Origin of the sequence: Streptomyces sp. NRRL F-6676 (assembly GCF_000725625.1) — a bacterium.
Classification (GTDB): Bacteria; Actinomycetota; Actinomycetes; order Streptomycetales; family Streptomycetaceae; genus Streptomyces.
The window spans coordinates 52,371-73,097 of sequence record NZ_JOHS01000049.1 but is presented as its reverse complement, the minus strand read 5'-3'; the positions used below and the strand labels follow the sequence as shown (position 1 = coordinate 73,097).

At 71.8% G+C, this 20,727-nt stretch carries 18 protein-coding genes; 15 read left to right on the top strand and 3 right to left on the bottom strand.

Annotated features, from left to right (window positions below):
- Window positions 1-101 precede the first annotated feature (101 nt).
- On the bottom strand, window positions 102-2,303 hold the full coding sequence (locus IO29_RS25195; RefSeq protein WP_030381773.1) for an elongation factor G-like protein EF-G2: 2,202 nt from the start codon (window positions 2,301-2,303) through the stop codon (window positions 102-104).
- A 318-nt stretch (window positions 2,304-2,621) separates the two neighbouring features.
- Between IO29_RS25195 and pgsA the strand changes: the two genes are divergently transcribed.
- The 15 genes from pgsA (at window position 2,622) to relA (ending at window position 18,224) form a co-directional block, all read left to right on the top strand.
- Window positions 2,622-3,308 (top strand): phosphatidylinositol phosphate synthase, encoded by a 687-nt coding sequence (gene pgsA / locus IO29_RS25190; protein ID WP_030381772.1) that lies wholly within the window; start codon window positions 2,622-2,624, stop codon window positions 3,306-3,308.
- Window positions 3,305-4,294: a phosphatidylinositol mannoside acyltransferase gene (locus IO29_RS25185; protein ID WP_030381771.1), complete on the top strand. Its 990-nt coding sequence runs from the start codon at window positions 3,305-3,307 to the stop codon at window positions 4,292-4,294. The genes pgsA and IO29_RS25185 overlap by 4 nt, the downstream gene beginning before the upstream one ends.
- Window positions 4,291-5,460 carry a glycosyltransferase family 4 protein gene (locus tag IO29_RS25180; RefSeq protein ID WP_030381770.1) on the top strand — a complete coding sequence of 390 codons (1,170 nt, stop codon included), beginning with the start codon at window positions 4,291-4,293 and terminating at the stop codon, window positions 5,458-5,460. The genes IO29_RS25185 and IO29_RS25180 overlap by 4 nt, the downstream gene beginning before the upstream one ends.
- A 48-nt stretch (window positions 5,461-5,508) precedes the next feature.
- Window positions 5,509-6,045 carry a LemA family protein gene (locus tag IO29_RS25175; protein WP_030381769.1) on the top strand — a complete coding sequence of 179 codons (537 nt, stop codon included), beginning with the start codon at window positions 5,509-5,511 and terminating at the stop codon, window positions 6,043-6,045.
- A gap of 293 nt (window positions 6,046-6,338) precedes the next feature.
- Complete coding sequence (pdxS, locus tag IO29_RS25170; RefSeq protein WP_030381768.1) at window positions 6,339-7,247, top strand: pyridoxal 5'-phosphate synthase lyase subunit PdxS; 909 nt, start codon at window positions 6,339-6,341, stop codon at window positions 7,245-7,247.
- A 13-nt stretch (window positions 7,248-7,260) separates the two neighbouring features.
- A complete protein-coding gene (gene pdxT / locus IO29_RS25165) occupies window positions 7,261-7,869 on the top strand; it encodes a pyridoxal 5'-phosphate synthase glutaminase subunit PdxT (RefSeq protein WP_030381767.1) in 609 nt (202 codons plus the stop codon).
- A 48-nt stretch (window positions 7,870-7,917) separates the two neighbouring features.
- Window positions 7,918-8,670, top strand: coding sequence for a YebC/PmpR family DNA-binding transcriptional regulator (locus IO29_RS25160; RefSeq protein ID WP_030381766.1), 753 nt, complete (start codon window positions 7,918-7,920; stop codon window positions 8,668-8,670).
- A gap of 196 nt (window positions 8,671-8,866) precedes the next feature.
- On the top strand, window positions 8,867-9,427 hold the full coding sequence (gene ruvC, locus IO29_RS25155) for a crossover junction endodeoxyribonuclease RuvC (protein WP_030381765.1): 561 nt from the start codon (window positions 8,867-8,869) through the stop codon (window positions 9,425-9,427).
- Window positions 9,424-10,029: a Holliday junction branch migration protein RuvA gene (gene ruvA, locus IO29_RS25150; protein ID WP_030381764.1), complete on the top strand. Its 606-nt coding sequence runs from the start codon at window positions 9,424-9,426 to the stop codon at window positions 10,027-10,029. The genes ruvC and ruvA overlap by 4 nt, the downstream gene beginning before the upstream one ends.
- Before the next feature lie 71 nt (window positions 10,030-10,100).
- The gene (gene ruvB, locus IO29_RS25145; RefSeq protein ID WP_030381763.1) at window positions 10,101-11,174 is read left to right on the top strand and encodes a Holliday junction branch migration DNA helicase RuvB; all 1,074 of its coding nucleotides are present in this window, start codon (window positions 10,101-10,103) and stop codon (window positions 11,172-11,174) included.
- Window positions 11,175-11,384: 210 nt separating this feature from the next.
- A complete protein-coding gene (gene yajC, locus IO29_RS25140) occupies window positions 11,385-11,903 on the top strand; it encodes a preprotein translocase subunit YajC (protein WP_030381762.1) in 519 nt (172 codons plus the stop codon).
- Window positions 11,904-12,041: 138 nt separating this feature from the next.
- Complete coding sequence (gene secD, locus IO29_RS25135) at window positions 12,042-13,811, top strand: protein translocase subunit SecD (protein ID WP_030381761.1); 1,770 nt, start codon at window positions 12,042-12,044, stop codon at window positions 13,809-13,811.
- Between the two features lie 3 nt (window positions 13,812-13,814).
- The gene (gene secF, locus IO29_RS25130) at window positions 13,815-14,981 is read left to right on the top strand and encodes a protein translocase subunit SecF (RefSeq protein ID WP_030381760.1); all 1,167 of its coding nucleotides are present in this window, start codon (window positions 13,815-13,817) and stop codon (window positions 14,979-14,981) included.
- Window positions 14,978-15,517 (top strand): adenine phosphoribosyltransferase, encoded by a 540-nt coding sequence (locus IO29_RS25125; RefSeq protein WP_030381759.1) that lies wholly within the window; start codon window positions 14,978-14,980, stop codon window positions 15,515-15,517. The genes secF and IO29_RS25125 overlap by 4 nt, the downstream gene beginning before the upstream one ends.
- Window positions 15,518-15,698: 181 nt before the next feature.
- Window positions 15,699-18,224, top strand: a complete 2,526-nt coding sequence (relA, locus tag IO29_RS25120) for a GTP pyrophosphokinase (RefSeq protein WP_030381758.1) — start codon at window positions 15,699-15,701, stop codon at window positions 18,222-18,224.
- 169 nt (window positions 18,225-18,393) lie between these two features.
- Here the strand turns inward: relA and IO29_RS25115 are convergent, their stop codons facing one another.
- On the bottom strand, window positions 18,394-19,623 hold the full coding sequence (locus IO29_RS25115) for a DUF349 domain-containing protein (RefSeq protein ID WP_030381757.1): 1,230 nt from the start codon (window positions 19,621-19,623) through the stop codon (window positions 18,394-18,396).
- Window positions 19,624-19,758: 135 nt separating this feature from the next.
- The gene (locus IO29_RS25110; protein WP_030381756.1) at window positions 19,759-20,580 is read right to left on the bottom strand and encodes a peptidylprolyl isomerase; all 822 of its coding nucleotides are present in this window, start codon (window positions 20,578-20,580) and stop codon (window positions 19,759-19,761) included.
- Between the last annotated feature and the right edge of the window lie 147 nt (window positions 20,581-20,727).

The window sequence follows — 20,727 nt, the reverse complement described above, 5'->3', positions numbered from 1 at the left end:
CCATCACGACACGCCGTCAGGCGCGCACATGATCAGCGTAACGGTCCGTACCGACAGTGTGGGCGAAAAGCCGCCCACCCGTCCCACCCTCCGAAAGCCTTCTACGACGCCTCCCTCTCCTCCGCACGCAACCGCTCCGCCACCTGCGCCGGCATCGGCTCGTGCCGGGCGTACACCCGGTCGAAGCGGGCCGTGCCGTGCGACAGGGACCGCAGATCGACGGCGTACCGCCCGATCTCGATCTCCGGCACCTCCGCCCGCACCACCGTGCGCCCGCCGCCCGCCGTCTGCTCGGTGCCCAGCACCCGCCCCCGCCGCCCGGACAGATCGCTCATCACCGCGCCCACGAAGTCGTCGCCGACGAGCACCGACACCTCCGCCACCGGCTCCAGCAGATGGATCCGCGCCCCGGCCGCCGCCTCGCGCAGGGCCAGCGCGCCCGCGGTCTGGAACGCGGCGTCGGAGGAGTCCACCGAGTGCGCCTTGCCGTCGAGCAGGGTCACCCGCACGTCGACCAGCGGATACCCCGCGACGACCCCCCGGGCGGCCTGCGCGCGCACCCCCTTCTCGACCGACGGGATGAACTGCCGGGGCACCGCGCCGCCGACGACCTTGTCGACGAACTCGATGCCGGAGCCGCCGGGCAGCGGCTCGACCTCGATCTCGCAGATCGCGAACTGGCCGTGCCCGCCGGACTGCTTGACGTGCCGGCCGCGCCCGGCCGACCGCTCCGCGAACGTCTCCCGCAGGGAGACCCGGTGCGGCACGGTGTCGACCTGCACGCCGTACCGGCTGCGCAGCCGCTCCAGGGCCACGTCCGCGTGCGCCTCGCCGAGGCACCAGAGCACGACCTGATGCGTGTGCTGGTTCTGTTCGAGCCGCATCGTGGGGTCCTCGGCGACCAGTCGGGCCAGCCCCTGGGAGAGCTTGTCCTCGTCGGCCTTGCTGTGCGCCTGGATGGCCACCGGGAGCAGCGGGTCCGGCATCCGCCAGGCCTCCATGAGCAGCGGGTCGTCCTTGGCGGACAGGGTGTCGCCGGTCTCCGCCCGGTTCAGCTTCGCCACGCACGCGAGGTCCCCGGCGACGCAGTGCGTGACCGGGCGCTGCTGCTTGCCGAACGGCGTGGACAGCGCGCCGATGCGCTCGTCCACATCATGGTCCTCGTGGCTGCGGTCGGTCAGCCCGTGCCCGGACACGTGCACGGTCTCGTCGGGCCGCAGCGTCCCGGAGAACACCCGTACGAGCGAGACGCGCCCCACATACGGGTCGGAGGCGGTCTTGACGACCTCCGCGACCAGCGGCCCGTCCGGATCACAGGTCTTCAGCGCCCGCTCCCGCCCCTCCGGCGTGGTGACCGTCGGCGCCACGCGCTCGGGCGGGGTCGGGAAGCCGCCGGTGATCAGTTCGAGCAGCTCCACGGTGCCGAGCCCCTGCCGCGCCCCGTCGGCGGCGGGCGCGGCGGCCAGCACGGGGAAGAAGGAGCCGCGTGCCACGGCCCGTTCCAGGTCCCCGATCAGCGTCTTGACGTCGATCCGCTCGCCGCCGAGATAGCGGTCCATGAGGGTCTCGTCCTCGCTCTCGGCGATGATCCCCTCGATCAGCCGGTTGCGGGCCTCCTCGATCAGCGGCAGCTGCTCGGGGCCCGGCTCGGACTCCGTGCGCTCCCCGGAGGCGTAGTCGAACAGGCGTTGGGTGAGGAGCCCGATCAGCCCGGTGACCGGCGCGTGCCCGTCGGGCCCCTGGGGGCCGTGCAGCGGCAGGTACAGGGGGAGTACGGCGTCGGGGTCGTCGGCGCCGAAGGCCTCGGCGCACACCCGGGTCGTCTCCTCGAAGTCGGCGCGTGCCGCCTCCAGGTGCGTGATCACGAGCGCGCGCGGCATGCCGACCGCCGCGCACTCCTCCCACACCATCCGGGTCGAGCCGTCCACGCCGTCGGCGGCCGAGACGACGAAGAGGGCCGCGTCCGCCGCGCGCAGACCGGCCCTGAGCTCCCCGACGAAGTCGGCGTATCCGGGGGTGTCCAGCAGGTTGATCTTGTACCCGTCCCAGTCGACGGGGACGAGGGAGAGCTGTACCGAGCGCTGCTGGCGGTGCTCGATGTCGTCGTAGTCGGAGACGGTGCCGCCGTCCTGCACGCGGCCCGCCCGGTTGACCGCTCCCGCCGTCAGCGCGAGCGCCTCCACCAGGGTCGTCTTGCCCGATCCGCTGTGGCCGACCAGCACCACGTTCCGCACGGAGGTGGGATGGTCGGCCGCCGGCGCCCTGCCGGCGGCCCCGGGGTGGGTGTGCGTCTTGTCGCCCATGGTCCTGCCTCCCGTACACGGTGAGGTCACTGTGGGCGCGGACACGCGGCACCGCGTGCACTGGCGGCTCCGGCGACGCCCGCGGTCCTTCGAGCTTGGCACTGGTGTCACTGTGCGTCCATACGAGGGACACCGTCGGCCCCCGCGACGCCGCCCCGGGGGCGACTCCCGCCGCCCGCGACCCCGCCGTGACCGGGGCGCCGCCAGGCCGTGACCCCGGGCTGCGGGTGCCCGGCCGTCGTCCACGCGCGCGCCTGGCTACGATGGGCCAGCCGGCGGCCAGCAGGGGCCGCGGCCACACCGACCGTCGGGAAGGCCATGCTGAACAAGTACGCGCGTGCATTCTTCACGCGTGTTCTCACACCGTTCGCCTCGTTCCTCATCCGCCGCGGGGTCAGTCCCGACACGGTCACGCTCCTGGGCACCGCCGGTGTGGTCGCGGGAGCGCTGGTCTTCTACCCCTGGGGCGAGTTCTTCTGGGGCACGGTCGTCATCACCCTGTTCGTCTTCTCGGACCTCGTCGACGGGAACATGGCCCGCCAGCTCGGCCGCTCCAGCCGCTGGGGCGCCTTCCTGGACTCCACCCTCGACCGGGTGGCCGACGGCGCGATCTTCGGCGGGTTCGCCCTGTGGTACGCGGGCCGGGGCGACGACAACCTGCTGTGCGCGGTGGCGATCTTCTGCCTGGCCAGCGGCCAGGTGGTGTCGTACACCAAGGCGCGCGGCGAGTCGATCGGGCTGCCGGTGGCCGTCAACGGCCTGGTGGAGCGCGCCGAGCGGCTGGTGATCTCGCTGGTCGCCGCCGGCTTCGCGGGCCTGCACAAGTTCGGGGTCCCGGGCATCCAGTACCTGCTGCCCGTCGCCCTGTGGATCGTCGCCGTGGGCAGCCTCGTCACGCTGGTCCAGCGCGTCGTCACGGTCCGCCGCGAGTCCGCCGAGGCCGAGGCCGCGGCCGCCGGCGCGGGGGAGAGCGCCGCCGGGCACGGCAGCGGGGCCCGGCAGTGAGCGGTGCCCGTGAGCGGCTGACGGACGCGCTCTACGGGCTCGGCTGGAGCACGGTCAAGAAGCTCCCCGAGCCGGTCGCCGTACGCCTCGGCCGCACCGTCGCCGACCTCGCCTGGAAGCGGCGCGGCAAGGGCGTGCTGCGCCTGGAGGCCAACTACGCGCGCGTGGTGCCCGACGCGGGCCCCGAGCGGCTCGCCGCGCTCTCCCGCGCCGGGATGCGCTCCTACCTGCGCTACTGGATGGAGTCCTTCCGGCTGCCCGCCTGGAGCGCCGAGCGGGTGCGCGGCGGATTCGCGCCCAAGGACGTGCACCACCTCACCGACGGGCTCGCCGCGGGCAACGGCGTCATCCTCGCCCTGCCGCACCTGGCCAACTGGGACCTCGCCGGCGCCTGGGTCACCACGGAACTGGAGACCCCCTTCACCACCGTCGCCGAGCGCCTGCGGCCCGAGACGCTCTACGACCGCTTCGTCGCCTACCGCGAGGGCCTCGGCATGGAGGTGCTCCCGCACAGCGGCGGCTCCGCCTTCGGCGCCCTGGCCCGGCGGCTGCGGGCCGGCGGCCTGGTCTGCCTGGTCGCCGACCGCGATCTGTCGGCCTCCGGCGTGGCCGTGGACTTCTTCGGCGAGACCGCCCGCATGCCGGCCGGCCCCGCCCTGCTCGCCCAGCAGACCGGCGCCCTGCTGCTGCCGGTCACCCTCTGGTACGACGACTCACCCGTCATGCGGGGCAGGGTGCATCCCCCGATCGAGGTACCGGCGTCAGGTACGCGCGCCGAGAAGACGTCTGTCATGACACAGGCGCTGGCCGATGCCTTCGCCTCGGGGATCGCCGACCATCCGGAGGACTGGCACATGCTGCAGCGACTGTGGCTCGCCGACCTGGAACCGCGCCCGGAACAGCGACAGCGGGAGCGGGCGGACGAGGGCGGCACCGCCCCGTCCGGCCAGGACCGCACCGCCCCGGCCGGCGGGGAGCCGTCGTGAGGATCGGCATCGTCTGCCCGTACTCCTGGGACGTGCCGGGCGGCGTCCAGTTCCACATCCGCGACCTGGCCGACTACTTCATCCGCCAGGGCCACGAGGTCTCCGTCCTCGCCCCCGCGGACGACGACACCCCGCTGCCGCCGTACGTCGTCTCGGCCGGCCGCGCGGTCCCGGTGCCGTACAACGGCTCGGTGGCCCGCCTCAACTTCGGCTTCCTGTCCGCGGCCCGGGTCCGGCGTTGGCTGCACGACGGCGCCTTCGACGTCATCCACATCCACGAGCCGACCTCGCCCTCGCTCGGCCTGCTGGCCTGCTGGGCGGCGCAGGGTCCGATCGTCGCCACCTTCCACACCTCCAACCCGCGCTCCCGGGCGATGATCGCCGCGTACGCCATCCTCCAGGCGGCACTGGAGAAGATCAGCGCGCGGATCGCGGTGAGCGAGTACGCCCGCCGCACCCTCGTCGAACACCTGGGCGGGGACGCGGTGGTCATCCCCAACGGCGTCGACGTCGACTTCTTCGCCCGGGCCGAGCCGAAGCCCGAGTGGCAGGGCGGCACGCTCGGCTTCATGGGCCGCATCGACGAGCCCCGCAAGGGCCTGCCCGTCCTCATGAAGGCGCTGCCGAGGATCTTCGCCGCCCACCCGGAGGCCCGGCTCCTGGTCGCCGGGCGCGGCGACGAGAAGGAGGCCGTCGCGGACCTGCCGAAGGAGCTGCGCGACCGCGTCGAGTTCCTCGGCATGATCAGCGACGAGGACAAGGCACGCTTCCTGCGCAGCGTCGACGTGTACGTGGCGCCCAACACCGGCGGCGAGAGCTTCGGCATCATCCTCGTCGAGGCCATGTCGGCGGGCGCCCCGGTGCTCGCCTCCGACCTCGACGCCTTCGCCCAGGTGCTCGACCACGGCGGGGCGGGCGAACTCTTCGCCAACGAGGACGCCGACGCCCTCGCCGACTCCGCGATACGGCTGCTCGGCGACCCCGGGCGCCGGGCCGAGCTGCGGGAGCGGGGGAGCACCCACGTGCGGCGCTTCGACTGGTCCACGGTCGGCGCGGACATCCTCTCGGTCTACGAGACAGTGACGGCCGGCGCGGCGGCGGTGGCCGCGGCCGACGACGACCGCTCCCCGGGCCTGCGGGCCCGCCTGGGGCTGGCCCGGGACTGACCGTCGCCCGGGCCCTGCCCGCGAGGGGTGCCGGTAGCCTTGCCGCCCGTGACCGCAACGCTGATCTGGATCCTCGTCGCCCTCGTCGCGATCGGCCTGTACCTGAGCTGGACCGCCGGACGCCTCGACCGGCTGCACGCCCGGATCGACGCGGCCCGCGCCGCCCTGGACGCGACCCTGCTGCGCCGCGCCTCGGTCGCCCAGGAGCTGGCCACCTCGGGCGTATTGGACCCGGCCGCCTCCATCGTCCTGTACGAGGCGGCCCACGCCGCCCGGCAGGCCGAGGAGGAGCAGCGGGAGGTCGCCGAGAGCGAGCTGAGCCAGGCGCTGCGGGCCGTCTTTGCCGAGGCCCAGCAGGTCGAGGCGGTCCGCCAGGCCCCGGGCGGCCAGGACGCCGCCCGGGAGCTCACGGAGGCGGTCCGCAGGGTGCCGATGGCCCGCCGCTTCCACAACGACGCCGTACGCGCGGCCCGCGCCCTCCGCCTCCACCGCAAGGTTCGCTGGTTCCACCTCGCCGGCCACGCCCCCTTCCCCCTGGCCTTCGAAATGGACGACGAGGCCCCGACGGCCCTGACGGACCGATAGAAGGGGCGCGGGGCTGTACCAATCTGCGGCTCCGCCGCGGGGTGCGCGAGCAGTCACCGTGCCCCCATAGGGGCGCGGGGAACTGCGCGACCAGCCCCCACCGGCGGGCAGCCGACAACGCACCCCCGGGGTCCAAGGGGCGGAGCCCCTTGAAAGGACGGGAAGGGTAAGGGCGGCGGGGGCGAAAAAAATCCACCGCCCACCCATTGGCCCTTGCCGCACCCCACCCCCCTGCCGTTACCTCGAACCGGCGGAAAGCCCACCGAACCCCTTCCCCCGAGCGAGGTCACCCCATGCCCGTCACGCCCCCCACCCCCACCCCCGAAACCGGCACCGCCCGCGTCAAGCGCGGCATGGCCGAACAGCTCAAGGGCGGCGTGATCATGGACGTCGTCACCCCCGAGCAGGCGAAGATCGCCGAGGACGCCGGCGCCGTCGCCGTCATGGCCCTCGAACGCGTCCCCGCCGACATCCGCAAGGACGGCGGCGTCGCCCGCATGTCCGACCCGGACATGATCGAGGGCATCATCGGCGCCGTCTCCATCCCCGTGATGGCCAAGTCCCGCATCGGCCACTTCGTCGAGGCCCAGGTCCTCCAGTCCCTCGGCGTCGACTACATCGACGAGTCCGAGGTCCTCACCCCCGCCGACGAGGTCAACCACTCCGACAAGTGGGCCTTCACCACCCCCTTCGTGTGCGGCGCCACCAACCTCGGCGAGGCCCTGCGCCGCATCGCCGAGGGCGCGGCCATGATCCGTTCCAAGGGCGAGGCCGGCACCGGCAACGTCGTCGAGGCCGTGCGCCACCTGCGTCAGATCAAGGGCGAGATCGCCAAGCTCCGCGGCTGCGACAACAACGAGCTGTACGCCGCCGCCAAGGAACTGCGCGCCCCCTACGAGCTGGTCAAGGAGGTCGCCGAACTGGGCAAGCTCCCGGTGGTGCTGTTCTCCGCCGGCGGTGTCGCGACCCCGGCCGACGCCGCGCTGATGCGCCAGCTCGGCGCCGAGGGCGTCTTCGTCGGCTCCGGCATCTTCAAGTCCGGCGACCCGGCCAAGCGCGCCGCCGCCATCGTCAAGGCGACCACGTTCTACGACGACCCGAAGATCATCGCGGACGCGTCCCGCGACCTCGGCGAGGCCATGGTCGGCATCAACTGCGACACCCTCCCCGAGACCGAGCGCTACGCCAACCGCGGCTGGTAAGGCACCGGAGCACATGAACGACACCCCCGTCATCGGCGTCCTGGCCCTCCAGGGCGACGTACGGGAGCACCTCACCGCCCTGGCCGTGGCCGACGCCGTGGCCAGGCCGGTGCGGCGCCCCGACGAACTCGCCGAGGTGGACGGCCTCGTCCTCCCCGGCGGCGAGTCCACCACCATCTCCAAGCTGGCCGTCCTCTTCGGCCTGATGGACCCCCTCCGCGCGCGCGTGCGCGCCGGCATGCCCGTCTACGGCACCTGCGCCGGCATGATCATGCTGGCCGACAAGATCCTCGACCCGCGCTCCGGGCAGGAGACGATCGGCGGCATCGACATGATCGTGCGCCGCAACGCCTTCGGCAGACAGAACGAGTCCTTCGAGGCGGCCGTCGACGTCAAGGGCGTGGACGGCGCCCCCGTGGAGGGTGTTTTCATCCGCGCCCCCTGGGTGGAGTCCGTCGGCGCCCGCACCGAGGTGCTCGCCGAGCACGGCGGTCACATCGTCGCCGTGCGCCAGGGCAACGCGCTGGCGACCTCGTTCCACCCGGAACTGACCGGCGACCACCGCATGCACGCGCTCTTCGTCGACATGGTGCGGGCCGAGCGGGCGGCCGAGTCCTTGTAGGATTTCCGCGTTCGTTGCAGGGATGGGTTACGCGAAGGAGACAGGCAGATGTCCGGCCACTCTAAATGGGCTACGACGAAGCACAAGAAGGCCGTGATCGACGCCAAGCGCGGCAAACTCTTCGCGAAGCTGATCAAGAACATCGAGGTCGCGGCGCGCATGGGCGGCGTCGACCTCGAGGGCAACCCGACGCTCTACGACGCCGTCCAGAAGGCCAAGAAGCAGTCGGTGCCCAACAAGAACATCGACTCCGCCATCAAGCGCGGTGGCGGTCTCGAGGCCGGCGGCGCCGACTACGAGACGATCATGTACGAGGGCTACGGCCCGAACGGCGTCGCGGTGCTCATCGAGTGCCTCACCGACAACCGCAACCGCGCCGCCTCCGACGTCCGGGTCGCGATGACCCGCAACGGCGGCTCCATGGCCGACCCGGGCTCGGTGTCGTACCTGTTCAACCGCAAGGGCGTCGTCATCGTCCCCAAGGGCGAGCTCGGTGAGGACGACGTCCTGACCGCCGTCCTGGACGCGGGCGCGGAGGAGGTCAACGACCTCGGCGAGAACTTCGAGGTGCTCAGCGAGGCCACCGACCTGGTCGCGGTCCGCACCGCCCTCCAGGAGGCGGGCATCGACTACGACTCCGCCGAGGCCAACTTCGTCCCGACCATGCAGGTCGAGCTGGACGAGGAGGGCGCCAAGAAGATCTTCAAGCTGATCGACGCGCTGGAGGACAGCGACGACGTGCAGAACGTCTTCGCCAACTTCGACGTCAGCGACGAGGTCATGGAGAAGGTCGACGCGTAACGCCTCGCCGCTCAGCGGGCCGACGGGGGTACGACCCCGTCGGCCCCTCTCTTTGTCAGTGGCACCCGATAGCCTGGCACGTATCAGTGATCACCATCCCGTGGACCGCGACCGACAATTGAGCGACCCCGATGGTGGTCGGCCAGGTCCGCGAGAGCGGCGGCGGTTCAGCCGCAAAAAAGGGAAGGGGCGGCAGGTGCGCGTACTGGGGGTGGACCCGGGGCTGACCCGCTGCGGCGTCGGCGTCGTCGAGGGCGTTCCGGGGCGGCCGCTCACCATGCTCGGCGTCGGCGTCGTGCGCACCCCCGCCGACGCCGAACTGGGCCACCGCCTCGTCGCCGTCGAGCGCGGCATCGAGCAGTGGCTCGACGAACACCGGCCCGAGTACGTGGCGGTGGAGCGCGTCTTCAGCCAGCACAACGTCCGCACCGTCATGGGCACCGCCCAGGCCAGCGCCGTCGCCATGCTGTGCGCCGCCCGCCGGGGCATCCCCGTCGCGCTGCACACCCCCAGCGAGGTCAAGGCCGCCGTCACCGGCTCGGGCCGCGCCGACAAGGCGCAGGTCGGCGCCATGGTCACCCGGCTGCTCCGGCTCGACGCCCCGCCCAAGCCCGCCGACGCGGCCGACGCGCTCGCCCTCGCCATCTGCCACATCTGGCGCGCCCCCGCCCAGAACCGCCTCCAGCTCGCCGCCGCCCGGCACACCTCCCGGACGACGCGCGCACCGCACCCCGCATCGAAAGGCCGTACGGCATGATCGCCTTCGTCACCGGCACGGTCGCCGCCCTCGCCCCCGACACCGCGGTGGTCGAGGTGGGCGGCGTCGGCATGGCCGTCCAGTGCACCCCGAACACGCTGTCGACGCTCCGGCTCGGCCGCCCGGCCAAGCTCGCCACCTCCCTCGTCGTCCGCGAGGACTCGCTGACCCTGTACGGCTTCGCCGACGACGACGAGCGCCAGATCTTCGAACTCCTCCAGACCGCCAGCGGCGTCGGCCCGCGCCTCGCCCAGGCGATGCTCGCCGTGCACTCCCCGGACGCACTGCGCCGGGCCGTCTCCACCGGCGACGAGAAGGCGCTGACCGCCGTACCCGGCATCGGCAAGAAGGGCGCCCAGAAGCTTCTCCTCGAACTCAAGGACCGCCTCGGCGAGCCCCTCGGCGCCCCCGCGGTCGGAGCCCCCGTCAGCCAGGGCTGGCGCGACCAGCTGCACGCGGCCCTCATCGGCCTCGGCTACGCCACCCGGGAGGCCGACGAGGCGGTCGCCGCCGTCACCCCCCAGGCCGAGGCCGCCGAGGGCACCCCCCAGGTGGGCCAGTTGCTCAGGGCCGCACTTCAGACCCTCAACAGAGCCCGCTGACCCGCCGCATCGGACCGGCCAGGACCGGACAAGCCCCGCCGCAGCCCCGACGAGACCCCGAGGCACACTCCATGAACTGGGACGACACCACCGACGCCGCCTTCCCCGAGGAACGGCTGGTGGACTCCGTCGCCGACCGCGAGGACCAGGCCGTCGAGGCCGCCCTGCGCCCCAAGGACCTGGGCGAGTTCATCGGCCAGGAGAAGGTCCGCGAACAGCTCGACCTCGTGCTGCGCGCCGCCCGCGCCCGCGGCGCCACCGCCGACCACGTGCTGCTCTCCGGCGCCCCCGGCCTCGGCAAGACCACCCTCTCCATGATCATCGCCGCCGAGATGGGCGCCCCGATCCGCATCACCTCGGGACCCGCCATCCAGCACGCGGGCGACCTCGCCGCGATCCTCTCCTCCCTCCAGGAGGGCGAGGTCCTCTTCCTCGACGAGATCCACCGCATGTCCCGGCCCGCCGAGGAGATGCTCTACATGGCGATGGAGGACTTCCGGGTCGACGTCGTCGTCGGCAAGGGCCCCGGCGCCACCGCCATCCCGCTCGAACTGCCCCCGTTCACCCTGGTGGGCGCAACGACCCGGGCGGGACTGCTGCCGCCCCCGCTGCGCGACCGGTTCGGTTTCACCGCCCACATGGAGTTCTACGAACCCACCGAGCTGGAACGGGTCGTGCACCGCTCGGCCACCCTGCTCGACGTCGAGATCGACACGGACGGCGCCGCCGAGATCGCCGGCCGCTCCCGCGGCACCCCCCGCATCGCCAACCGTCTGCTGCGCCGGGTACGGGACTACGCCCAGGTCAAGGCCGACGGCCGGATCACCCAGGACATCGCGGGCGCCGCCCTGAAGGTCTACGAGGTGGACGCGCGCGGCCTGGACCGGCTGGACCGCGCGGTGCTCCAGGCGCTGCTCAAGCTGTTCGGCGGCGGCCCGGTCGGGCTGTCCACGCTGGCCGTCGCGGTGGGGGAGGAGCGCGAGACCGTCGAGGAGGTCGCCGAACCGTTCCTGGTCAGGGAGGGGCTGCTGGCCCGCACCCCGCGCGGCCGCGTCGCCACCCCCGCCGCCTGGGCCCACCTGGGCCTCACCCCGCCCCGGTCCACCGCCGCGGGCGGCGGCCAGCAGGACCTGTTCGGCGCCTGAACCCCGGCCGGACCCCCTCCGGGCGGGACCCGGCGGCGGAGTGTGACCAACCGGTACTCGCCCCCACAGGAACCCCGGTGCCATGCTGGGCGTTGTTCCTGGCGTGCGGACTCCCTTAGACTCCGCCGATGCCGCCCTTGTGGGCGGCGCCGACCACCCCCATCCGACAGGCCGCCCACCCGAGCGGTCGTGCGAAGGAAACTCCGTCCCGTGAATATCGTGACCCTCCTCCCGTTCATCGTGCTCATCGGGGCCATGCTCCTGATGACCCGCTCGGCCAAGCGCAAGCAGCAGCAGGCCGCGCAGATGCGGAACGACATGCAGCCCGGCTCCGGCGTCCGCACGATCGGGGGGATCTACGCGACGGTCAAGGAGGTCAACGACGAGACGGTCCTCCTCGACGCGGGCCCGGGCGTGGAGCTCGTCTTCGCGAAGAACGCGATCGGCGCCGTCCTCAGCGACGACGAGTACAACCGCATCGTGCACGGCATCGAGCACGACCTGAAGGCCGACGGCAGCATCGTGCCGGACGACGCCTCCTCCCTCACCGAGACCGACGAGCCCGCCGCCGACGCCGTGACCGACGCCTCCGACGACCAGCCCGTGGACCTCGGCAAGAAGGACGCCGAGCCCGCCGCGGACGCCGAGGACACCCCGGCCGCGGCCGGCGCCACCAAGGCCGACGATGCGGAGCCGAAGAAGACCGACGGCGAGGCCGACGCGAAGTAGCCGCCCCGGGGCCGCGGCGCGACCGGCTCCGGCCGCGCGGCGACCGGGGCGTGCGGCGACGCACGGAATCCCGACACCATGGCACGGCCGTCCAGCGCCGACCCCGCGCGCGGACGGCCCGAGAGGGAGTAACAGAAGGTGGCAGCACCGAAAAAGGGCCGGAGCGCGAGTGCCCAGAGCAAGCCGTGGCGCGCCCTGGCCCTGATCCTGATCGCCATCGTGGCGCTCACCGGGGGAATGTTCGCCTCGGGACACACGACGCCGCGTCTCGGCATCGACCTCGCCGGCGGCACCAGCATCACGCTGAAGGCGAAGGCCGACCAAGGGTCCGCGATCAACAAGGCCAACATGGACACCGCGGTCGAGATCATGAACCGCCGTGTCAACGGTCTCGGCGTCTCCGAGGCGGAGGTGCAGACCCAGGGGAACGACAACATCATCGTCAACATCCCCAAGGGCACCAACTCCAAGGAGGCCCGCGAGCAGGTCGGCACCACCGCGAAGCTGTACTTCCGCCCGGTCCTCGCCACCGAGGCGAGCGGCGCCGCCGCCGACGCCTCGCCGAGCACCTCGGCGAGCAAGTCCGCCGACGCCTCGCCGAGCAGCTCCTCCTCGGCCAAGGCGGACTCCTCGAAGTCGGACGACTCGAACGAGAAGGCCACGTCGTCGACCCCGTCGTCCTCCGCCACCTCGCAGGGCCGCGCGGTCACCGGCGGGCTCAAGGAGGACGCGAGCCCCTCCTCCTCCGCGAGCGCCAAGGCGTCCTCCAGCGCCGGCTCCTCCGACGACACCAGCAAGTTGCAGGCGCAGTACGCGGCGCTCGACTGCTCCAAGGCCGCCGACCGCGCCGCCGCCGGTGACAACGCCAAGCCCGGCGACTCCACCGTCGGCTGCGGCAAGAACCAGGGCGCCTGGTTCAAGTACCTGCTCGGCCCGGCCGCCGTCGACGGCACCGAGGTCAAGAAGGCCCAGGCCGTCTACGACACCCAGGGCGCCTCCGGCTGGCAGGTCCAGATGACCTTCACCGGCAGCGGCTCCAAGAAGTTCGCCGACATCACCGGTCAGCTGTCCCAGAAGCAGTCGCCGCAGAACGAGTTCGGCATCGTGCTCGACGGTGAGGTCGTCTCCAGCCCGTTCGTGCAGCAGTCGATCACCGGCGGCAACGCGGAGATCTCCGGCAGCTTCACGCAGGAGGAGGCCCAGAGCCTCGCCAACATGCTGTCCTACGGCGCCCTGCCGCTCTCCTTCGAGGAGCAGAGCGTCACCACCGTCACCGCCGCGCTCGGCGGCGAGCAGCTGCACGCCGGCCTCATCGCCGGCGCGATCGGCCTGGCGCTGGTCATCATCTACCTGGTGGCGTACTACCGGGGCCTGTCGCTCATCGCCATCGCCTCGCTGCTGGTCTCCGCGACCCTCACCTACGTGATCATGTCGCTGCTCGGCCCGACCATCGGCTTCGCGCTCAACCTGCCGGCGGTCTGCGGCGCCATCGTCGCGATCGGCATCACGGCGGACTCGTTCATCGTGTTCTTCGAACGCATCCGGGACGAGATTCGCGAGGGCCGCTCGCTGCGCCCCGCCGTCGAGCGGGCCTGGCCGCGCGCCCGGCGCACCATCCTGGTCTCCGACTTCGTGTCGTTCCTCGCCGCCGCCGTGCTCTTCATCGTCACGGTCGGCAAGGTCCAGGGCTTCGCCTTCACCCTCGGCCTGACCACCCTGCTCGACGTGGTCGTCGTCTTCCTCTTCACCAAGCCGCTGATGACGATCCTCGCCCGCCGCCGGTTCTTCCACGACGGCCACAGCTGGTCCGGTCTCGACCCCAAGCGCCTCGGCGCCAAGCCGCCCCTGCGGCGCACCCGTCGTCCCTCCGGTCCTGCCGCGGGCCCCGTCGACCCGAAGGAGGCGTGAGACATGTCGAAGCTCGGCAACCTCGGCGCCCGGCTCCACCGTGGCGAGGTCGGTTACGACTTCATCGGCCACCGCAAGATCTGGTACAGCATCTCGATCCTCATCACGATCACCGCCATCGTCGGTCTCGCGGTGCGTGGTCTGAACATGGGCATCGACTTCCAGGGCGGCGCGGTCTTCACCACCCCGAAGACCAGCGTCTCGGTCGCCCAGGCCGAGACGTACGCGGAGAACGCGGCGGGCCACGACGCGGTCGTGCAGAAGCTCGGCACGGGCGGTCTGCGCATCCAGGTCGCCGGCCTGGACACGTCGAAGTCCGACGAGATCAAGGCCGCCCTGTCCAAGGACATGAAGATCGGCGCGGAGGACATCAACGCCGATCTGGTCGGTCCCAGCTGGGGCGAGCAGATCGCCAACAAGGCCTGGGAGGGCCTGGCGATCTTCATGGTGCTGGTCGTGATCTACCTCGCGATCGCCTTCGAGTGGCGCATGGCCGTGGCCGCCCTCGTCGCCCTGATCCACGACATCACCATCACCACCGGCATCTACGCCCTCGTCGGCTTCGAGGTCACGCCCGGTACGGTCATCGGTCTGCTCACGATCCTCGGTTACTCGCTCTACGACACGGTCGTCGTCTTCGACAGCCTCAAGGAGCAGACGAAGGACCTCACCAAGCAGTCCCGCTGGACCTACAGCGACGTCGCCAACCGTTCGATCAACGGCACCCTGGTGCGCTCCATCAACACCACGGTGGTCGCACTGCTCCCGGTGGCCGGTCTGCTCTTCATCGGCGGCGGCTTCCTCGGCGCGGGCACCCTCAACGACATCTCGCTGTCGCTGTTCGTGGGCCTCGCGGCCGGCGCGTACTCCTCGATCTTCATCGCCACCCCGCTCGTCGCGGACCTCAAGGAGCGCGAGCCGGCGATGAAGGCCCTCGCCAAGCGGGTCCGCGCCAAGCGGGCGCAGGCCGCGGAGGACGCCGAACACGCCGGGGCCGGCGTCGGCGGCGATTACGAGGGGAACGCCGCAGACGCCGAGGACACGGAGGACGCCGCCCCCGCCGTCGTCGGCCAGCGTCCGCGCTCCGGCACCGGCGCCCCGTCCGGCACGCGCAGCCAGCCCTCCTCGCGCAACCGCGGCCGCGGCCGTCCCTCCGGGAAGCGCCGATGACCGACATCCGAGAGCTGCTGCTGAGCCGCATCCGGGACGTCGCCGACTACCCGGAGCCCGGCGTGATGTTCAAGGACATCACCCCGCTGCTCGCCGACCCGGCCGCGTTCACCGCGCTCACCGACGCCCTCGCCGAGCTGACCGTACGGCACGGCGCCACGAAGATCGTCGGCCTGGAGGCCCGCGGCTTCATCCTGGGCGCCCCCGTCGCGGTCCGCGCCGGCGTCGGCTTCATCCCGGTGCGCAAGGCGGGCAAGCTCCCCGGCGCGACCCTGCGCCAGGCCTACGAGCTGGAGTACGGCTCCGCCGAGATCGAGGTGCACGCCGAGGACCTGAGCGCGGGCGACCGCGTCATGGTCATCGACGACGTGCTCGCCACCGGCGGCACCGCCGAGGCCTCGCTGGCGCTGATCCGGCGGGCGGGCGCCGAGGTCGCCGGGGTGTCCGTGCTGATGGAGCTCGGTTTCCTCGGCGGCCGCGCCCGCCTGGAACCGGCTCTGAACGGTGCCCCGCTGGAGGCGCTGCTCCAGGTCTGAACCGGCAGAACGCAGCCTGTGACGATACGGGGCGGGCCCGGAGGAATCCGGCGCCCGCCCCGGGCGTTTCGCTGGTAGCGTCCCGTCTCCGCCGCCTGACCGGGAGCCCACGGCCCGGGATCGCTACCATGGGGTCTCCGGAACCTGACCGGGGGACCCGGATCGCGCACGAGGAGTCCTCTTGCCAGACGAGGCCCAGCACCTGACCGCCGCCAAGCCCGGGGAGACCCCGAAGCCCGCGGCCACTCCCGCGTCGGACACGAAGAACGACACCCGCGGGCCGGTCGAGGGCGCCCCGTCGCCGGTCGACAAGCCCGCGTCGCAGACGCGCCCCAAGCCCCCGCCCGAGCGCCCCGCCGCCCCCGCGGCCCGCGCCAACACCGGCCAGACCTCGCGCTCCGGCTCCTCCAACCGCGTCCGCGCCCGCCTCGCCCGCCTCGGCGTCCAGCGCGCCAACCCGTACAACCCGGTCCTGGAGCCGCTGCTGCGGATAGTGCGCGGCAACGACCCCAAGATCGAGACGTCGACGCTGCGCCAGATCGAACGCGCCTACCAGGTCGCCGAACGCTGGCACCGCGGCCAGAAGCGCAAGAGCGGCGACCCGTACATCACCCACCCGCTCGCGGTCACCACCATCCTCGCCGAGCTCGGCATGGACCCGGCCACACTCATGGCCGGCCTGCTGCACGACACCGTCGAGGACACCGACTACGGCCTGGAGGACCTGCGCCGCGACTTCGGCGACGTGGTCACCCTGCTCGTCGACGGCGTCACCAAGCTGGACCGCGTCAAGTTCGGCGAGGCCGCCCAGGCCGAGACCGTGCGCAAGATGGTCGTCGCCATGGCCAAGGACCCCCGCGTCCTGGTCATCAAGCTCGCCGACCGCCTGCACAACATGCGCACCATGCGCTACCTCAAGCGCGAGAAGCAGGAGAAGAAGGCCCGCGAGACCCTGGAGATCTACGCGCCGCTCGCCCACCGGCTGGGCATGAACACCATCAAGTGGGAGCTGGAGGACCTCGCCTTCGCGATCCTCTACCCCAAGATGTACGACGAGATCGTGCGCCTGGTCGCCGAACGCGCTCCCAAGCGGGACGAGTACCTCGCGATAGTGACCGACGAGGTCCAGCAGGACCTGCGCGCCGCCCGCATCAAGGCGACCGTCACCGGCCGCCCCAAGCACTACTACAGCGTCTACCAGAAGATGATCGTCCGCGGCCGCGACTTCGCGGAGATCTACGACCTGGTGGGCATCCGCGTCCTGGTGGACACCGTCCGCGACTGCTACGCGGCCCTGGGCACCGTCCACGCCCGCTGGAACCCGGTTCCGGGGCGGTTCAAGGACTACATCGCGATGCCCAAGTTCAACATGTACCAGTCGCTGCACACGACGGTCATCGGGCCCAACGGCAAGCCGGTCGAGCTCCAGATCCGCACGTTCGACATGCACCGCCGCGCCGAGTACGGCATCGCCGCGCACTGGAAGTACAAGCAGGAGGCCGTCGCCGGCGCCTCCAAGGTCCGCACCGACGCCCCCAAGGCGTCCGGCAAGGCCGGCAAGGACTCGGCCGCCATCAACGACATGGCCTGGCTGCGGCAGCTCCTGGACTGGCAGAAGGAGACCGAGGACCCCAGCGAGTTCCTGGAGTCGCTGCGCTTCGACCTCTCCCGCAACGAGGTCTTCGTCTTCACCCCCAAGGGCGACGTCATCGCGCTCCCGGCCGGCGCCACCCCGGTCGACTTCTCCTACGCCGTCCACACCGAGGTCGGCCACCGCACCATAGGGGCACGCGTCAACGGCCGACTGGTGCCGCTGGAGTCCACCCTGGACAACGGCGACCTGGTGGAGGTCTTCACCTCCAAGGCGCCCGGCGCGGGCCCCTCACGCGACTGGCTCGGCTTCGTCAAGTCGCCGCGCGCCCGCAACAAGATCCGCGCCTGGTTCTCCAAGGAGCGCCGCGACGAGGCGATCGAGCAGGGCAAGGACGCGATCGTCCGCGCGATGCGCAAGCAGAACCTGCCGATCCAGCGCATCCTCACCGGCGACTCCCTGGTCACCCTGGCGCACGAGATGCGCTACTCGGACATCTCCGCGCTGTACGCGGCGATCGGCGAGGGCCATGTCTCGGCACCCAACATCGTGCAGAAGCTGGTCCAGGCGCTCGGCGGCGAGGAGGCCGCCACCGAGGAGATCGACGAGAGCGTCCCGCCCTCGCGCGGCCGGGGCCGCAAGCGGCGCTCCAGCGCCGACCCGGGCGTCGTCGTCAAGGGCGTCGAGGACGTGTGGGTCAAGCTGGCCCGCTGCTGCACGCCGGTGCCGGGCGACCCGATCATCGGCTTCGTCACCCGCGGCAGCGGCGTCTCGGTCCACCGCAGCGACTGCGTCAACGTCGACTCGCTCTCCCGCGAACCCGAGCGGATCCTGGAGGTCGAGTGGGCGCCGACCCAGTCCTCGGTCTTCCTGGTCGCCATCCAGGTCGAGGCCCTGGACCGCTCCCGGCTCCTGTCCGACGTGACCCGCGTCCTCTCGGACCAGCACGTCAACATCCTCTCCGCCGCCGTCCAGACCTCCCGCGACCGAGTGGCCACCTCCCGCTTCACCTTCGAGATGGGCGACCCCAAACACCTGGGCCACGTCCTGAAGGCGGTACGGGGCGTGGAGGGCGTCTACGACGTCTACCGGGTGACGTCGGCACGCCGGCCCTGACCCGGAAGGGCGCGGGAAAACGCGCGACGGGGCGAAGCCCCGCCCGGGGTCCAAGGGGGGCGGAGCCCCTTGAAGGGACGGGAAGGGCAGGGGCGGCGGGGGCGGAACACACACAGAACCGCCCCCGGCGCACCAGGCACCGGGGGCGGCACAGTTCACGGCGACGGGCTCAGCCGCCGAACTCCTGCAACCCCTTCAACGCCTGGTCCAGCAGCGCCTGGCGCCCCTCGAGCTCCCGCTCGAGCTTCTCCGCCTTGGAGCCGTTCCCCTGCGCCCGAGCCTGCTCGATCTGCCCGCGCAGCTTGTCGACCGCGGCCTGAAGCTGCCCCGTCAACCCCTCCGCCCGCGCCCGCGCCTCAGGATTCGTCCGCCGCCACTCCGTCTCCTCGGCCTCCTGGAGCGCCCGGTCGACCGTGTGCATCCGCCCCTCGACCCGCGGCCGGGCATCCCTCGGCACATGGCCGATGGCCTCCCACCGCTCGTTGATGGACCGGAACGCCGCCCGCGCCGCCTTGAGGTCGCCGATCGGCAGCAGCTTCTCCGCCTCCTCGGCCAGCTCCTCCTTGAGCTTGAGGTTCTCGGCCTGCTCCGCGTCCCGCTCGGCGAAGACCGAGCCACGGGCGGCGAAGAACACGTCCTGCGCCCCGCGGAACCGGTTCCACAGGTCGTCCTCGTGCTCGCGCTGCGCGCGGCCCGCCGCCTTCCACTCCGTCATCAGCTCGCGGTAGCGCGCGGCCGTCACACCCCAGTCCGTCGACCCCGACAGCGCCTCGGCCTCGGCGACCAGCCGTTCCTTGGTCCTGCGGGCCTCCTCGCGCTGCGCGTCCAGGTGCGCGAAGTGCGCCTTGCGGCGCTTGGAGAACGCCGAACGGGCGTGCGAGAAGCGGTGCCACAGCTCGTCGTCCGACTTGCGGTCCAGGCGCGGCAGCCCCTTCCAGGTGTCCACCAGCGCCCGCAGCCGTTCACCGGCCGCCCGCCACTGGTCGGACCCGGCCAGCTCCTCGGCCTCGACGACCAGCGCCTCCTTGGCGTGCCGCGCCTCGTCCGACTGCTTCGCCCGCTGCGCCTTGCGCTCCTCGCGGCGCGACTCGACGGTCGCGACCAGCTTGTCCAGGCGCTCCCGGAGCGCCTGGAGGTCGCCGACCGCGTGATGCGCGTCCACCTGCCCGCGCAGATGGTCGATGGCGGCCTGTGCGTCCTTCGCGGACAGATCGGTCGTCCGCACCCGCCGTTCGAGGAGGCCGATCTCGACAACCAGGCCCTCGTACTTGCGCTCGAAATAGGCCAGCGCCTCCTCGGGGGAGCCGGCCTGCCAGGAACCGACGACCTGCTCGCCGTCGGCCGTACGCACGTACACGGTCCCCGTCTCGTCGACGCGGCCCCACGGGTCGCTGCTCACAGCGCCTCCTCCACATGATGCGCGCGGGGGAGCGGTACACCCCCGGGCATCGTCCACAGTTTCGTCACGGCCAATCTAGGCGACCGGCGGGGCGGCTGTCCGCATCCCGCACGACCGAAATTCCGCAGTTGACGGTCAGGATTTCGTCACGGTGGCCTTGTTGATCACCACGGTCGCGTTCGGGGCGCCGTCACCCGCTCCGGTGTTCTCACCCGCATCGGCGATCTTCTTCAGAACCTTCATGCCGGCGGAGGAAACCGTCCCGAACGGGGTGTAGCTGGCCGGCAGCGGACTGTCCTTGTAGACGAGGAAGAACTGGCTGCCGCCGGTGTGCTTCTGACCGGTGTTCGCCATCGCGACCGTACCCGCCGGGTAGGTGTCCTTCTTGAGGCTCTTGTCCTTCAGGTTCTCGTCCGGGATCGTGTACCCGGGACCGCCGCTGCCGCTGCCCGTCGGGTCGCCGCACTGGAGCACGTAGATGCTGTTGGTGGTGAGCCGGTGGCACTTGGTGTGGTCGAAGAACCCCTTGCCGGCGAGGAAGTCGAACGAGTTGACGGTGTGCGGCGCGGCCGCCGTCTTCAGGGCGATGTCTATGTCACCGCACGTCGTCGCGAGCTTCATGGTGTAGTCCGCCGACTTGTCGATGGTCATCGCCGGCTCCTTCTTCCAGCTCAGCGACTTCACCTTGCCCTTGGCGGCCTTGTCGCACGGATCCGGCGCCTTGGTGGTCGGGGAGGCGCTCGGCGTCACCTCCGCGCCCGCGTTCTCCTTCTTGTCGTCGTCCTTCATCACTCCGGTCGTGTACAGCGCCACACTGCCCACCAGAATGACGCCGAGCACCGAGGCGATCACGGAGTTGCGCACCTTCGCGCGCCGGCGCGCGTCGGTGCGCCGCTGCTGCTGCCGCAAGAACTTCTCCCGGGCGAGCTGACGCCGCCGCTGTTCCTGGCTGACCACGGTGTTGTCTCCTCAAGCGTCTGGTGTCAAGCGTCTCGTGCGCCGACCGGTTCGCGTGCGTGGGACGCCCGGCCGTCTGCGTGTAGCCCCGTACCGTATATGGGTTCGCTGAGGAAACGGCAGCGCCGGTAGGCTCTGACCGGTGCC